Genomic DNA, 17,383 nt, shown 5'->3' with positions numbered 1-17,383 from the left:
AATAATTAAAGAGGTGTGCCATGATATATCAAAGTAAAGTTTTTATGAGCAACCGAACTCAGAATGTGAGGTTACCCGCAGATCTCCGTTATCCCTGATAATGTAAAAGAAGTTACTGTTAGGTCAAGAGGCAAGGAACGAATTATTGCGCCCATACAAAATACATAGGATAGTTTTTTCCTGTCTGATCAATCTGTAACTGACGATTTTTACCTGAACGTCCTGATCAAGTAACAAGTGAAAGAGAATCTTTCGATGATTAAGTATCTGCTCGATACTAATATAGTGATTTTCGCGATAAAAAAGCGCCCTCAATCCATTCCGCCTAAATTCAATAAGAATACAGACCACATGGCTATTTCTACGATCACGTTGGCAGAACTGATTTTTTTGGGGCTGAAAAAAGTGGAAATCCTGAGAGAAATTTGGCAGTTATTAGTCGAATCCGCCCTTTATAATTAACTCTATTTAATAACAAAACCCTAAATCAAGGACAAATCATCAACCCTGTTTGCCAATTCGTTAAGAAAAACCGCCAACCTCAATGATAATAACCACAAAAATACTTAATATTATCAATAAATTACATGTCACAACATGATTTAACCAATAAAAAACTTTACATTTCTATACGTATAATGTATGAATATTCAAGATGGAATTGGGCAAATAGTGAGAGGAATCATGATCTTTTAATAAATAAAAGGCAATATCCGCTGCTTTTATTTCTTTCTTATTTATCCCATTCCAAATTGTTGCAATATAGATCTGTAGAACAATATGATTAGTTATTGGCATACCATGTTGTTGTGTAATGCTTTAGCTTTTTCAATTGACATTATATGCAATGAATAAGGAAAATCACCATGTTGGCATCAAATTTATTTAATGGTTATATTGGCTCCAACCTATGTTACCACCTTGAGAAAGAAGGTATATTTGAATTATTCGGAAGCAACTCTTCATTCGATAAGTCTATTCTGAAAGAAAAAAATTTTGACAACCGAAAAATAAAAATAATTGAATCCCTTATTTCATTCTCAACAAAATTTGGTTTTTTTGTTGATTCTGATGAAGGGAAAATTAGCCTGACTCCATTAGGCATGGATATGAGGAAAAATGTTGGATTTTTCACTTGGTCTATAGGTGGCTATGGGAATTTCATGCGAAACTTTACAGACCTCAAAGATGAGAAAAATAATTCATTATATAGTCTGATTGATGGAGCTAACGTAGCGTTAGGATCTCGGCAAGCAAATCGTGAATACATGTGGAATACAATAATTAAGGAATTAAAAAGACTAAATATAAGTAAAATAGTAGATTTAGGTTGTGGTGCAGCTGGAGCTTTAATCGACATTTGTAAGATTTTTAACAAAGTAACGGGCTTAGGTATTGATATAAGCCATAAAGCTATTGAAGCTGCTGAAATTAATATAAGAAATAATTCTATGGATGACAGAATTTGTGTGGTTAATCAGAACGTAATGGAAGCTACCGATGATGCTTCATTAATAGCCACATTCGAAACTGTTGATACAGTAATTTCCTTCATGATGCTGCATGATTTGTTTAACATCAAAGATCCTGTGGACGTTCTTCGAACATTACAAAAGACTTTCCCAAAAGCAAAAAGATTTCTCCTGGCAGATACCTTTATGTCAGATGAAAATACAATCACCAAAGAAACTCCCATATTTACTTATGGTTTTGAATTCGTGCATCACTTTATGAATATAAGGATTTACAAGAAAGAAGAGTACATAGATTTCTTCTCCAAAGCTGGTTTTGAAATTGAAAAAATTCAATATTTGAATGTTCCTAACACTTACCTTTTCACTCTGAAGTGAGGCTTATATGGATTTTTATAATTGCGCACAAAATCTACCGGTAATGAAATCTGTCGTAGGTCATGAGAACAAGGTTCCCTTCTTTATAACTAAAGAAATGTTCGGGGGTGTACCTTTCGAGCTTGCAGGCGGCGATATATCAGAGTTAGTGAATAAACCTGTCGCCGCATTACACAAACATGAAGTTGATGAAATATATTTCCTAATTTCTCCTGAGCCAAACGAAGCTGTCATTGATGTAACAATAAATGGAGAAACAAAGACATACTCCTCTCCTAGTGTTATTCATGTACCAGCTGGAATAGAGCATCAATTCATTACAAGAAAGGCTAGTAAGGGATGTTACTGCTTTGGCATATTATATGGTTCCAAGGAGGTTTGAAATGAATAAAAATATGGATTTCAACACCAGTGATACCCATATATCTCATCGACTACATTTGAACGAAAGTGATAGCAATAACTTACTTAATCTTAATCATGTTTTTTTAAATGAATTTAAAAAGATTAGTATCCATCCAGATCCAGGAAATACAGATCTAAAAAACAAAATATCCTATCACTGTAGAGTTTCACCTGATATGGTGGTTTTAGGAAATGGTATAGATGAAATAATTCTTCTCTTAAGTTTAACTTTTTTAAAAAACAAAAAGACTATATTGACCAGTGAGGCCACATTTCCCGGTTATGAGACATCAGCAAAAATTGTCGGGGGAAATGTTATATACGTTCCTTTAAATGATATGAGGTGTAGTATTGATAATTATCAGAAAAATATTGCTAGCGATGTTATTCTTGCTTATTTATGCAACCCTCACAATCCGACTGGAAGTATAGTAAGCGTAGATGAAGTTATCAATTTCATTGAGATAATGAATGATAAAAGAGTTATCCCCATCATTGATGAGGCTTATATTCAATTTTCTGATGAAAATAAGAACTCTATTCTAAAATATATAGCGAATGGTGGAAGGGCTATTGTGTTGCGGACTTTTTCCAAAGCATATGGCCTTGCTGGATTACGGGTGGGTTTTGCGGTAGGCCCTAAAGATTTAATTCATGCTGTCTCCTTAACTGCTCTCGCCTTGCCATTTAGAATAAACCGTTTCGCTCAAAGGATGGCTTCTGAAGTTCTTGCCAGTGATATTTTATCCATCAATGTAAGAACAGTGAAAAAGTTAATATCCACTATTGAATTATCATTTAGTAAGTCTGAGGTGACATATATACCATCCTCTACTAACTTTGTATGTTTTAAACCCCCTATGGGAAATACTGATTTTCTTATAAAGGCAGAAAAATTTGGAGTTATGGTTCGTGATTGTGGTCTTTTTGGACTCCCAGGTTGGATACGAGCGTCAGTAAGCAATAAAAAAGATGTCGATTGCCTTTTATTTTTATTAGATATTACTTCTTGTGAAGAAAACCAATCTGGTGATGTGAATGAATAGCAGAATTAACTTCAAATCATATCAGCAAGTTTTAATTACTGCCTTCCCTTTTATTTTGCTTATGCTTTCACAAAGCTTAAATAGCATTATTGATATGTTCATTGTAGGTAAGATCGGCATGAATGCCATCGCCGCTGTTGGTCTTTGCGGATTTATTTTCTCGATAATGACCAGTTGTGTAACTGGTATAACCATAAGCGTTCAAACTGTAGTTGGTAAGAGCATTGGTGCTGGAAAAATAAATCAAGGTATTAATGCGCTTCATAGTGCAATATTTGTTGCTATAGTTTTAGGTATATCAATCATAGGTTTAGGTTTTTTTATCCCAAAATTCATAACACTGTTTATTCATGATGAAGTTTTAGCTTCTAACTGTATAACTTACCTTCAAGCTCTAGTGTTAGGTGCTCCAGCTATAGGGATTGTCAGGGCTTTTCGAGGTTACTATGGCGGGATCGGTGAGAATAAAATGAGTGTATTAATAATCTTCTCTACTTATTTTTTTAATTTCTTAATAGGTTTTACACTCGTTTCCTTAGGGTATGGAATCAGAGGTGCTGGATTGGGAACATGTTGTGCTTTTTATATAGGTGCCTGCTTGTTTTATTTCAGTGGATATTTTATAGATTCTAAATATCGTTTTTTTAAAGTTACTAAAATTTTTGAACAGATCGGTGAGATATCAAAACTTTCTTTCTATGCAGGTATACAGCAACTCTTCTTTTCGGGTGGGTTTGCAGTCATGTTCATTATTGCTAGCCAAATGAATTCTTCCGCTTTGGCAGTGATAACAGTTCTCAATAATCTTATGCTGCTAAGCATCACACCGTTAATCGGAATGGGAATGGCTTCTGCGGTTTATGTGAGTCGATCTCTTGGAGCAAATAAATATAAGGATGCTAAATCGTGGGGTAATATTGCAGTAAAGTTAGGCTTTGGAATATTCACTATTCAACTCTTCATTTTGATAAATCCACATTACATTATGGGTTTATTCATAAAAGATAATTTTATAGTAAATAATTATATAGGATTGTTTAAAATAACGGTATTGTTTGTTTTTTCTGAGGTTTTTGCTCAAATATTAAAATTCTCTATGTTTGGAGCAGGTTTCAACCGGCAGTTGACAATGGTTACTGTGCCATTGCAGTGGTTTTTTTTCATACCGTTAGCTATTTATCTTTGTCTTTTCAAAAATCATGGCATTGAAATACTATGGTTTTCGTTTCTCGTGTATCGTTTAATTGAATCAATATTCATGCTGATTATTTGGTTAAAAGAAAGTTGGGTTCCTGCTAAGTTTCCTAAATCCGCTGACTGCTAAGGTGTGTATAAGATGAATTTTCTTATTATTGATTTTGAATCCTCTAATTCTAACCCTGTAAGTGAATGGTATAAAGATCACAATTGCTATTTAATTACCTCTATCGAATCATTAAGGCTAATGAGCAATGAAGTGATTTCATCGTTTAAGAAAGTTGTTGGTATTGAAAGTTTACATCCAGATAATGATGACCTTATTTTTTATCATGCAGAAAAGTTGAGAAAAGAAACGGTCTTTGATTACGTTATAGGGGTCAGAGAGTTTGACTTATTACCCGCTGCTTACATAAGAGATAAATGGGGTCTGCCAGGTGCAAGTGTCGAGGCAATAGAAGCATATAGAGACAAAGGTGTGATGAAAAAGATTTTGGAAAGAAATAATGTTTCCATCCCTAAGTTTTCATTGATAAAAAATGCTCTAGATGTTATCAAATTCATTGAGGAGCATGATTATCCCGTCATACTCAAACCACGAACTTCTAAACGTGCACGAGGCATTTCAATACTGAAAAATGACAATGATCTCCATAATTCTTTATATATTGGATTAAAGAAAAATTCCGAAGAGATAATTAATATGATAGTCGAGGAATTTGTTGATAGCCCAATGTATCATGTTGATGGAGTTGTCTTAAATAATCAGATAAGATTTATTTGGCCTTCATTATATGTGTCAAATTGCATGGACTTTCAGGATGGAAACTATATTTCAAGTTGTTTGTTATTACCTGAGGATAAACTGTTTGATAGAATAATAAAATATGTAAGAAAATGTATTGGGGCACTTCCTTCACCTGTGAATTTTGCTTTTCATGCAGAAGTTTTCCTATGTTCTGACGGAAGTTTTAAATTATGCGAAATCGCTGCTCGTGCAGGCGGTGGGCCAGTAATGACTGCGATAGAAAATATATTTGGCATCAACCCACAAGAGATTGCATTTAATGCTTACATTGGTAATGTGTCAAATGAACAGCTTGACTCTATCAATATTAGGCCAAGCTCAATTTGCGGATGGATAATTATACCAAATAAATTAACCAACTCTTATATTTATAATATTCCTGAATCTTGCCCTTTCCCTCAAGTTACAAGCTATAAAACTTTTGCTAGGGATGGAGATTATTTTTCTGACGAGCGCCAAGTTATAGCTGAAATCACTATAACTTCATCAACTTCGAATGAAGTTAAAAACCTCATCGCCGAGATTATGGAATGGTTCTATAGCCAAATTAATTTTAAAACAGTTAATTAAGTTGACCTGAGGTTTGTTTAAGAAGGGAACTAAGAGCCTATCCCAATAGGCATAATTGTAAAGTGCGGTCAAAAGCTAATGCTTTTGTCTGAGCACTGCCCAAGTTCGCTCTTTATGGCAAAGAAGGGCAAATAAAATAGTCCTATTAGGATAGGCAGTAAGTGCCTGAGGCTTGATCAAAGTTTCTGCTCAAGAAAACAGAATCGTAGAAATCCTCAGGCATGTATAATCTAGAAGAACTTTACTGCAACATCGATGATTTTTGCCAACAATTTACCGAAAAAGCCGAGCCTGAATTTACGCAATACTAAAATTGCTGCTGTTAAACAAATTTCCCCTTACCAATCGTGACATCGGTCCACGCCGTTGCGATAGCCACTTTCGCCTGACTGTCCAAACCCGCAATAAAACCATTATCACCCACTGCCGGAGCAAAGCCACTCATTGCCTGGATCAGGGAATCCACGGCATTATCTGACAGTGCCGTAAATTCACGTTCGCCTGATGCCTCCTCATCGCTCATCCAAGCCACCAATTTGGCGCGATTGCCATTAAAGTAATCATTAAAGGTAACCGAACCTACCGATTCAAATTTCCCCTGAGCGGTGGTGTCCTGAGTATGGCGATTCACTGACAGCACCAGATCATACCCGCTACGCTGAAACCACAGGTTTCGCCAGTCAACACCGTTAAACAAGATCATATCTTCTGCGTTAATATCGCTCACTCGGTTATCAATCACTTCTTCGCTGACCACAAAGCTATCCACACCTGCACCGCCCCGGAAATTGTTCTGATACCCGCCTAACACCAGCAGATCCTGACCTTCACCGCCATCAAACTGGCTGAACTTCGAAATAGCGGCGGCTATCAGATGATCATCACCTTCGCCACCCTTAATCACCGCATGGTAGCCCATCAGCTTAATCGCATCATTGCCGGAGTAACCATCAATCCGGTTGTCATTACCAAATACTCTGGCAAAATCGTCGCCTCCTCCCAGTTCGGCCTGATTATTATTGCCGATGATCACCGTATAATCCTGACCTTCCCCAGTATCCACCCGGTTATAGTTGCCGGAGGTGACAACGTAATCCTGCCCGTTACCCGCATCAATAAAACCGCCTTCACCAAAGACAAATGTCTGGTCATTGCCTTCCCCCATAAAGACATGGTTAATCCGCCCGGCCACCACTGCGGTATCATCCCCCTTACCGCCAAACATCCAGTTTTCACGCCCCATCAGGACGCCCAAGTCATTGCCTTCACCACCTGAAAAAATATTGGAGGTACCTAGCGAGTAATAGACATCACTACCACGACCACCCCAGAAATTATTGTTATCGCCCAGATAGGCACCAAGATCTTTACCGTCACCGCCCCAGTTGAAGTTATAGTTCCCCAACGATACGTGGATATCGCCATCCCCTTGCAGATGACCGCTGCTACGCAGGAAATCAAACGTTTTTTCTTCCATATTAAGCAGATCTGTCGTCAGGTTTTCTTTCAGGTTAACCACTAACGATTTCATCTCTCGCTGCTTCTCTTCGCTGAACATCGTCGCAAACAGATTAGGTAAGTTAAGCGCATTAAAACCAAATGCAGGTTTGGGTTTATTATTGGTCTGAGCATTTTCTCCATTGATACTCACCGAAGATCCTGATTCCTGACGCTCATTGGGCGCTTTCTCTTTCAAACCATGGCTCTCCGCAAATGACCTGACACCCTCCTCGCCCATATCAATACCCGCCTCCAGGCTATCAAGTAACTTTTCTGGATTGGTGAAAGTTTGCAGTTGATCACCACTAAATTCCCCTATCACTTCCAACATCTCTTGCAGAATTGCCTCACCATCAACCGATTCACCTGTATAGGAAATAATTTTCCCCTCTGCGGTGTAGTTCACGCCAAAAATATCCGCTAAGGTGGTGTCTGCATTTATACTCGCTAATCGGCCAATCAGTTTATTCTTGAGCTGACGCGGCAAGTCCTGTGGATTATAGGTAAAGGTGGTCTTCGCCATGCCCGTGGCTGAATATTGTTGCGTCATCAGACCAAACAATGAACCCAGATTGGTATCCAAAATCGACTGAATATGGTCACCGAACATCAGGTTCCAGTTACCGGTTGTCACCTGAATATCAGCGCCACGCCCGCCAACAGCAAAGTTGAAAGCCAGTTTCCGATTGGCCTGACGAAACTGATCCATGCGACTTATTTTGCCCATATCAGCACCCTCACCATGTTCCCCTAGCCACTGATTAAACTTCTTGTTCAGAGTTAATTCGGCATCGTATTTCAAACCACGGCTGCTACGTTCATGTTGCGAATCCAGATCAGTCAATGTGTTGTAGTCCACATTGCTGGTTTGGTCCAAACCTGACATATCCTCCACAAATCTCTTCGCACCAGCGATGGTCCACTGTTGATCTTGCGCCACCAACCAATCTTGATCCGCACTGGAACCGGCAATCCCTTGCAGTACGTGAGCAATACGCGCAGCACCATCAAACAGATTAACCAACGGCGGCGTTGGAATGTATTTATCCACCATCACAATCAGGTCATTACTACGGCCCTGATTAAAACTGACATTACGATTACCGATAAACATTTGCGCCCCTTCAAGCGCCTGGTAGCCTGCAATATCGAAGCTCTGTTTACTGTCACCATTACCGATGTGTACCATCACATTGTTATCACCGAAGGCCAGTGATTTAAAACCACCGCTACCCACTTTGATACCAACGTTCGAGGTTCCCCAATTGAGTGCGGTAAACTCCCCATCTCCCACATTCACTTGGATATTACCGGAGTAACTGAGCTGATTATTCGCTTTCTCATTGGCATCAATTTGAATCGTATTTTTACGTTTGTTTGGTTTAACAAATTGTTCAACGTTACCCGCGATCGCTCCTTTAATAACGGTATCAGCTTCGGTATGTCCTACCCTGGAGAAGTTAATATCACTTTCGGCAATACCACGGCGAACTAGCTCGGTATGCGTGATCAACTCATTTTGGTTATTCCAACTCAATACGATTTTATTATCAGACAAATTGTTAACCCATTGGTTATTTTGATCACGGGTAAATTTGCGTCCACTGGCATCAACAGCCACTTCACTACTGCGAGCGGAAACATCACTGCGAATGCCTTGCTTATCTAACACAGTAATAAAACGACGAGCAAAGCCATCCCGTTTGTCATCACTTATCAAAGAACAGCCCACAATACTGATGTGATCAGGTTTGTGAGTTATGCTTTTACCCTGATTAACGTCCTGATAAAACCGCGTTAATCTGGTCGCCAATTCATCAGCGGTGTAACCACTCAGACGAATGTTATTTTGTTCCGACGTCTCACGGCCATGACCGACAATCTGCCAACGTAACTTACCGGATAATCTGGCAAGATCGCCATAAACCACACGATATTTACCACTAGAGTCAAGTTGAACCACTACGCTAGAATCTGAATGTTTACCCGCCAGATTGGCCGCGGCTTTAGCGACAATCGGATCATCCTCCATTTGGATAATCATCTGACCATCAAAGCGAGTTTCACGGCCATCAGCTTGTGGCATCACCGTCTCTATTTGCCAGTCACCGAGTGGCCTGCTCATTTTCTGATCCTGATGAGGATCGCCGATGATAGTAGGATCTGGCCTCTTATTCTTACCCGATAACCCATCTAACTCTTCCACCGCAGGGCGACTTTGTGGCTTCACCCTGGCATGTTTTTGATAGAATTCCCCAGTTTCTTGGAACGCGTTATCCAGCGCCTGACTTATCCACACTTTGCCTTCTTCACCGGCAATATCCACCAGCTCCCTATAATTGGTAGTGTAGCTATTTAGCAACTGCTTGCGTTGTTCATCACCGGTTACCTGTAGTGCCTGATAAACCGCCAGACTTTCGTTGACAGAATGACCACCATCAAATACCAGAAACGCCAGCGTGTTGAGATAGCTCTGTCTGGCCGAGAAAGTAGGCTGTTCACTAGCAATATAGTTATTGAGGTGAACCATGATATTGGTCGAGCCAGAAGCCCCCGTTACCACAGAGTGGCCTTGCGCTAACGCATTATGCTCAAATCTCGTTTCCTGTCCGGGGACCAAAATTCGACCCGCAGCAACCTTTCTGCCATATAAAAAGTCATCATACTTGTTATTGGCAGGCTGGTAGGGCAACGCCGTACCATAATCTTTGGTCTGCTTTTCGGTTACTTCAACTTCATACGTGATATCAGCCCCGCTAGTCAGTTGACTACTGGTCGAACGGGCCTTGGTGATAACCTCCTCATAGAAGCGATCCCCTTTCACCTTCCACTCCGCACGCTCCATCCCCATTCCTGGGGTAATGGCCATTTTTACTGCCAGAAATGGTACCTTAATCACAGCAAAACCATCATTAACCTGAGTCATCATGGTTTTGAAATTGGCAAAAGTCGGTTTGTCCAGGAACGTTGTCAATTCAGGCACTCGACTAAACCAGGGACGAAAGTCCTTATTAATGGCCCTGGCAAAACCGGCCATCTTTTTAGCAATAATCTTTTCACGCTCGGCGACATCAGGATAAAAACCCCCTATCCACTGTTCAAATTTCTCTACCAAAAATTGTCCTGTCTGCCTGGAAGTGGTCATGGCATCCTGTGGCGCTGTTTTCACCAATTCATGGGCCAATTCAGAATCAAAATGGCGGCTAAACAGGTTATCAATATATTGTCCAGTCGCCTTTTCCTTACGGGCATCAGCCAGTAACTGCTGAGCTAGCATGTGTAATTCAGGATGTGCCTGCAACTGGGCAACCGCATCCTCAAATAGCTTAATGGTTTCCCGTCGTGTTACCTGTCCGCTAAGCCAAAGGTTTTTGGCTCGTTCAACTAACGGCATACCTTCGGGAATCGCTTCTTGTTGCAATCGGCTAACGAAAACGATGAAGCTTTCACTTTCAGTTTTAGGCGCTTCCCGTTCCGCCGCAGAGTTAATCTGGGTCAATGGCTTGATTTGTAAATCAGTAAGACGATTAATTTCGCTTTGAGCGATATCACCTTTCAAACCTACCACCCGCCCGAAGCCATCAAAGGATACCTGTTGGTCAAACCGTGCAACATGGTCAGGCGATAAGCTAACGCCTAAAATCCCGGCTGATTCAGCTCTTTTTGCTTGAAGGTAGGCAACCAATTCTCCCATCTCAAAACGCAGGCTTTTGACTAATCGGCCACGCTTGGCAAATTCATTGGGATTACGCTGTTGCCAATGAGCAAGCGCTTGCTCAAGCTGCAACACATGCTGCTCATCAGGTTGTTCAACCGCATTGTTGAAAGCCTGACGCATGGCCGCCAGCGCCTTACTGGGCCGATCGGTATTTATCTGACCAAGATATCTTTTCGTCGAATCAATAAACCGTTTGTCACCCTGACTCAGCAAGAAAGGCTCAAACTCTCTCAGGATGGAAGAATGAGATTTAAGGCTATCTCCACCAGCCGTTTGCCCCAATCCTTGCAAATTGATACCCGAAATGACAGGTGCTTTTTTGGTTAACTTTCCAGGTTGATTCGAGATAGGTTCCACAACCCTATCGGATGACGTTCCGGTAAACAGGGAAATGATCGAAGCACCAACATTTTCTGCGCGAATACTCCTGTTGATCTGTAGCCGATTAATCGCCTGTTGCGCACTACTCAATGCCGCCAAATCTGTAGCTGTTAGCGTTAGATCTTCACTGTTCCAGCCATTAGCTTCCGTTTTAGATTCAGGATTGATATGACTTTTCGGTTTCACTACGTCGATTGGTATATACGCTTTTCCAGACAAGCCACTGCCGGTCGCTCCGCTACGATCGGGTTTTGCATCACCAGCCTGTTTCGCACCTTTTGCATCAGCCTGTACCTGAGCGGCTTTATTTTTCGCTACCGAACTATCATGTTCACCGCGTTGTTTCGCTTCTTCATACACGGCATAGGCATCACTTTCCGCTTTTACTGCCCGCAGATGTTGTAAATCTGCTTCTTTCTGTCTTGATTTCGCGCTTGTACGCGCATCTTCAATATTGTCGTCTGCGTTCTTGATATTCTGATAACCTTGCTTTAAACCTGCTTCTGATTTGCCAATTGCATTTTTTACTTGTTGTTGGTTATCAATAAGGCTCGGCTGTAAACCCGCTAATTTTTTCTGTGAAATAAATTTAGTGTCATCTAATTTCTCCTGAGTACGGTCCAAATATCCCGCAGCAAACCGGTCACGCCACTCATCACCCGATTGACCAGCGTAATTCCCATAGCCATTAAGCGCATCCAGACGTTGAGTCATGGAGAACAGTTCCTTCATTACTGCTCGCTCTTCTCCACTTATTGCATCACGCTGTACTTGTCCATTGGTCTTCAGCGCATTTTGATCCGTTGATTCCAATTGGAATTGTGATTTTGAAATTATTTTCAGTTGATCATCCCGCTCTTGTTCCAGAATACGGCGATTTTCCTCTGCTTTCTCTTTATCACTTAACGCATTTTGCGCAGCTCCGTCCTGTTTTGCATGTTTAATAACAGCGTCAGCTTGTGATGATGATTCACTCTGAGTCGAATCAACCTTGTCTCCAATATGCAAGGCATTCTGGATAGCCTCAGTATCAGGAGTCTCCACCTGTGTTACCGTGCCACTTAATTTATCACGCAGATCCGAACCAACTTTATCAATGGCATTCATCTGGAAACCATCAATAGCAGAAACTTCGGTTAAACTAATCGCCCCTCGGCCCTTAAGGGTTCCAGAAGTATTCTCCTCATTACCGTGAATCAGATAGTTAATCGCGTAGCTACCTTCCACATTTAACACAGTCTGTTTAATATTTTTAAACAGTAAGGGGAGGTTATTACTTTGCGTGTCGCTTTCTGCAATAGAAAGCGTGTAGAAATCACCATTACCCACCTTAATCGCCACATTATTACGTGCATAAGAAGCGTTAATCCCCAAGCCATCACCAACATGAATATTGGCATTGCCTTTACCTTTCATGATCGCAACATTGAGACCATGCCCGACTTTAGTATTAACGTTATATTCACCCCACACGGTGTTAACGGAAACACCATCCCCCACGTTGGTATTGACATTAAAATCGCCATGCGTCGCGGTGACACTTAAACCATTCCCCACCGTAGTCGTGATATTGGCTCTGCCTTTTGCCACAGTAACCTGCATACCGTCACCCACTTTAGTGACAATATTTCCTTTACTCCACAAGGCATTAAAGCTGTCACCGTTACCGACCTGAGTCACAATGTTGGCATCAGCTTTGGCAAGCACGACATTGCGCCCATCACCGACCTTGGTAATCACATTAGATTTGCCCCAAGCGCCGGTATAATCATCACCTTGCCCCACATGGGTAATGATATTGGCATCACCTTGAACAACCGTGATTTCCTGCGCATTACCCACTTTGGTAATGATATTCGCTTTACCTTTCGCGAAGTTATAACGGTTGCCATCACCAACCTGAGTCAGGATATTAGCATCCCCCCAAACAGCATTAACGCCGATACCACTCCCCACTTTGGTAATGATATTGGCTTTCCCTTTGGCGAACCCCACCGTCACGCCATGGCCAACATGGGTCATGATGTTACCCACATCGGAAATAAGTAAACCGACTGTTGTCCCGTCCCCTACCTTCGTTAGAATATTGCCCTTACCGAATAACACGGCAGCAGTAGTTGATGATCCCTTATGAGTGATGACATTCGCCTCCGCCGCCGCAACCACCCCCATAAAATCATCACCCACTTTGGTGACAATATTTGCCTCTCCTAACGCTAAAACCCCCGTTAAGCCATTGCCGGAATGCGTCATGATATTGGCTCGACCAAACATTGCCGCCAATGTTGTACCATCACCAACCCTGGTCATTACATTCAGCTCGCCGGCAAACAAGCCAATACTGGTGCCATTACCTACATGCGAATAGATATTGGCCTCACCAATCATCAAACCGAGCGCCAAATCATTGCCCGCTTTCGTCAGAATATTGCCCTGCCCGATCATCGCGGCAAAGGTTGAGCCATGACCAATATGGGTCATCACATTAGCCTCACCGATCATGGCTGCCAGCGTCATGCCGTTACCCACTTTGGTGGCGATATTGCCTTTCGCCAACATCAAGGCAACACTCATTTCATCACCAATGTGAGTAAACACATTGCCGGCAGCGATCATCAATGCCAGCGCCTTACCATCCCCCACTCTGGTAAAAACATTCCCCAAGCCTCCCATCAACCCCCATGCATCACCGCGACCAACATAGGTAAAGATATTGCCCTCGCCAATCATGGCCGCAATCGCAGTTCCATTACCCACTTTGGTAAAGACATTGCCTGCGGCTCCCATAACGCCCAGAGTCTGATTGCCACCGACATGAGTCAGCACATTGCCTATGCCAAGCATGATACCCGTGGTGTCACCGTTTTCGATTTTGGTCAAGATATTAGCGCCACCTAACATCACCCCCGTCATATTTCCATTGCCAATGTGAGTAAACACATTGGCGCCACCACCCATCAGCGCAATAGCACTTCCTCTGCCCTTTTTCGTCAGAATATTGGCGCCGCCTAATGCAACCGCCGTAGTGCCTGATATTTCATCATCGTTGAGATGCGTGATAATGTTCGCGCCACCAAGCATACCGGCAACCAAATCACCGGCACCAAGCTTAGTCAGCACATTAGCGCCACCCACCAGTACCGAGGAAACCTTCCCTTTACCTGTTTGGGTCATCACATTAAAACCGCCGGCACCTAACCAATTAGCGTTAGCATTACCTATTTGGCTATGGGTGTTGTACCCCCCAAACATGATAACTCGGCTATCGCCATTACCTTGATGAATCGAAATATTACCCATTGCCAAAAGATGAGCCAGATACCGCCCATCACCGATTCGAACCAATACGTTTGCCGCACCGCCAGCGTAAACATCCATTTCTCCACGCTGGCTTTGATGAACCAATACGTTTGCCAGACCTGCGCCCCGGAATGTCAGATTGCCCTGTTCCCCACGTTTCACAATCACATTGGCAGCACCAGCGCCTTCAAAATTGACATTGCCGCGTGTGACGCTGGAAGTAATGACATTACCGCCCCCCATGCCCTTGAAATTAATGTCACCGGCGCTGTCACCCATATCGGCGGATAATTTCACCAACTCCTGATGACTGTACTCTTCGGTATGTGCTAAGTGCTCAGAAACACGGCATACTGAATTCACTTTATATTGCAGATTAGTTAGCAAATATCCGCCTATATCCATTGAGCGATAACCATTTTTGAATGAAAAATCTTCATCAGCCAGATTACCGGTATGATCACCCGCTTTGTACCACGCACTGGCATAATATTGCAGCGCGCCGGTTTCAGGATTATTCGCCAATTCAACCATCACCACTTTGGTATATGACTCAACATACTTGGCATAAATATAAGTGTTCGGTTGACTGTTCGATTTCACCGCTGAAACATCTAATATCAAACCACCAGAATGGATTGCATGCCCATGCATCTTGGCATCAATTAACGTGATATCTCCTGCTCGGGCATTGGTTCCACCGGCATAAGTCACCCACTGGTTCTCCTGCAAATCTTCTTCAACAGTATGTTGAATAATAACGGGGTGATGATGCTCGAAGATTAAATTAGAGAGACGGTAACCATTATTGAAGCCTATATCAGTAAATCCATTGCTTGAAGAGATATTCTCCGTAGCAAGATTCTTAAGATGATTTCCCTGTTTGTACCAAGAAGTGGCGTAATAATTGAGCTTACCGGTTTCAGGATCATTTCGGAGTTGGACTTTACTAATCTTAGTGTACATTTCATCGGCAAATGCAAAGAGATAAGTGTTAGGCTCGATAATTGATTTAATACCTGTTACTTGTTTGGATTGCTGAATCCAACTTCCTCCCATTGTCGCTGTCGTTAACACAATCTCTTCGGCTTTAGCATATTCCAGAGTACCATCACGAGAACCGCTATCTGCGCCGATTCTTGATATTTCATTGTAAGCACCGGCACCATCGAAAGTAATATCACCATGTGCGACATCAGAATAGATCCGGTTATAACCCCCTGCCCCTTCAAATTCGATATTACCGTGCGTCTGTCCATATTGATCTTGACTTTGGTGCAAACGCTCAATACGGTTTGATGCCCCGGCGCCATGCAAAATAATATTGCCTTCTTTACCTTTACGTATAATGTGGTTATCAGCTCCGGCACCTGTGAAATTAATATTGCCACTTTCAACCCACGAACTGATACTATTCGCTGCTCCCCCACCGTCAAATTTCACATCACCGTGGCTTTTCTCATAGTGATCATACCAAATACGGTCAATTTTATTACCGGCACCAGCGCCGGCAAAATTTAAATTACCTTGATTCGTTTCATGCCATAATTCGTTATAACCACCAACACCGTTAAAAGTCACATTACCGGATTGTCCTTTGCGATTCAGGCCATTATAAGCCGCTGCTCCTGAGAAATTGAGATCACCGTGGTCACCCCGATGATCCATAAAAACACCCCCTGCCGCACCAGTAAATGAAATATTACCATTACCACTTTTATCAATACCCGAATAACCCGCAGCGCCATGTACAGCCAGATTACCTTCCTTATCCACTACTTTTAAATATCCGGCGCTACCATCGACTACCTTGTTGCCAGAATCGGCATAAACTGTTGCTCCAATTGACCCGAGGATAATACGATCATCTCCTCCTTTGGCATAAATAACCCCTCCGACACCAATGGCAACAATATTATTGCCATCATCATCATCGTAATATTTTCCAGTAAAGAAATATTCTGTACTGCGGTTTGATGATTTTCCCATAAACAATCCCTTAATTTAAACTGAGGTTAAATAGAAAACCACTGCATCTGGCAGATACAGCAGCGGTTTTGAGAATCTAGTTTTCCATGGACAGAGCAAACCCACCGTTCTTCCCACGGTAAAAAAATATAATGACAGCCATCACCCAGGCATTATTTATATAATTATGTCTAATTAGGTAGATTATTCTAACTCTATTGAGTTATTACCCCATTGATTGTTTTTTTCTAATCAACGAAATAATGAGAAAAAACGCCTTTGTTATAACTGATATCAGAAGTGATTTGTTCGAATTTTTTAGACATATTTCTTCCTCAACAAGAAATTTACTCAAAAAGATTATAAAATATATAGTGAAGCAAAAACCCTAAGCTCAGAGACATAATGGACTTATATATCTAAAAATACGGTTAAATGAATAATCAGAATAAAATAATATAGAGCAAAAACTCAAAATCAATATTAATGCATAAGAAAGTCTGTTTACCCCCCATATATTGCCCTATATCCCTACATTGATATTAACAATGCAAATAAAATAGTGAAAAACAAGATTAAACTACAGGCTAATTTATTGTTTTTATTGGAATAATTAAAAAAATTTTCATAAATAAAATTA

The 17,383-nt window shown here is 41.4% G+C and carries 7 protein-coding genes and 1 pseudogene; 7 read left to right on the top strand and 1 reads right to left on the bottom strand.

Going from position 1 to position 17,383, the window contains the following annotated elements:
- Positions 1–20: 20 nt before the first annotated feature.
- The 7 genes and pseudogenes from vapB (at position 21) to AAC155_RS08100 (ending at position 5,876) form a co-directional block, all read left to right on the top strand.
- A pseudogene (vapB, locus tag AAC155_RS08130) lies at positions 21–263 on the top strand (type II toxin-antitoxin system VapB family antitoxin).
- Positions 256–462 (top strand): hypothetical protein, encoded by a 207-nt coding sequence (locus tag AAC155_RS08125; RefSeq protein WP_275658241.1) that lies wholly within the window; start codon positions 256–258, stop codon positions 460–462. Before vapB ends, AAC155_RS08125 begins: the two are co-directional and overlap by 8 nt.
- A 404-nt stretch (positions 463–866) precedes the next feature.
- Positions 867–1,850 (top strand): class I SAM-dependent methyltransferase, encoded by a 984-nt coding sequence (locus tag AAC155_RS08120; protein WP_113041732.1) that lies wholly within the window; start codon positions 867–869, stop codon positions 1,848–1,850.
- A gap of 7 nt (positions 1,851–1,857) precedes the next feature.
- Positions 1,858–2,232, top strand: a complete 375-nt coding sequence (locus tag AAC155_RS08115) for a cupin domain-containing protein (RefSeq protein ID WP_112894688.1) — start codon at positions 1,858–1,860, stop codon at positions 2,230–2,232.
- A 1-nt stretch (position 2,233) separates the two neighbouring features.
- Positions 2,234–3,301: a pyridoxal phosphate-dependent aminotransferase gene (locus AAC155_RS08110; protein WP_158536516.1), complete on the top strand. Its 1,068-nt coding sequence runs from the start codon at positions 2,234–2,236 to the stop codon at positions 3,299–3,301.
- Positions 3,294–4,625, top strand: a complete 1,332-nt coding sequence (locus tag AAC155_RS08105; RefSeq protein ID WP_112894686.1) for an MATE family efflux transporter — start codon at positions 3,294–3,296, stop codon at positions 4,623–4,625. The genes AAC155_RS08110 and AAC155_RS08105 overlap by 8 nt, the downstream gene beginning before the upstream one ends.
- A gap of 12 nt (positions 4,626–4,637) precedes the next feature.
- Positions 4,638–5,876, top strand: a complete 1,239-nt coding sequence (locus tag AAC155_RS08100; protein WP_113041730.1) for an ATP-grasp domain-containing protein — start codon at positions 4,638–4,640, stop codon at positions 5,874–5,876.
- A 322-nt stretch (positions 5,877–6,198) separates the two neighbouring features.
- On the opposite strand, the gene rtxA is transcribed toward AAC155_RS08100, so the two are convergent.
- Positions 6,199–16,764, bottom strand: coding sequence for an MARTX multifunctional-autoprocessing repeats-in-toxin holotoxin RtxA (rtxA, locus tag AAC155_RS08095; protein ID WP_113041729.1), 10,566 nt, complete (start codon positions 16,762–16,764; stop codon positions 6,199–6,201).
- Positions 16,765–17,383: the final 619 nt, after the last annotated feature.

The organism is Photorhabdus sp. HUG-39 (genome assembly GCF_963878365.1).
Lineage (GTDB): Bacteria > Pseudomonadota > Gammaproteobacteria > Enterobacterales > Enterobacteriaceae > Photorhabdus > Photorhabdus kayaii.
This window is presented reverse-complemented; position numbering and strand designations above follow the sequence as displayed.

Excerpts from the sequence above, each read along its gene's own strand:
- AAC155_RS08125 (WP_275658241.1), top strand. The coding sequence starts at position 256 with ATGATTAAGTATCTGCTCGATACTAATATAGTGATTTTCGCGATAAAA.
- AAC155_RS08120 (WP_113041732.1), top strand. The coding sequence starts at position 867 with ATGTTGGCATCAAATTTATTTAATGGTTATATTGGCTCCAACCTATGT.
- AAC155_RS08115 (WP_112894688.1), top strand. The coding sequence starts at position 1,858 with ATGGATTTTTATAATTGCGCACAAAATCTACCGGTAATGAAATCTGTC.
- AAC155_RS08110 (WP_158536516.1), top strand. The coding sequence starts at position 2,234 with ATGAATAAAAATATGGATTTCAACACCAGTGATACCCATATATCTCAT.
- AAC155_RS08105 (WP_112894686.1), top strand. The coding sequence starts at position 3,294 with ATGAATAGCAGAATTAACTTCAAATCATATCAGCAAGTTTTAATTACT.
- AAC155_RS08100 (WP_113041730.1), top strand. The coding sequence starts at position 4,638 with ATGAATTTTCTTATTATTGATTTTGAATCCTCTAATTCTAACCCTGTA.
- rtxA (WP_113041729.1), bottom strand. The coding sequence starts at position 16,764 with ATGGGAAAATCATCAAACCGCAGTACAGAATATTTCTTTACTGGAAAA.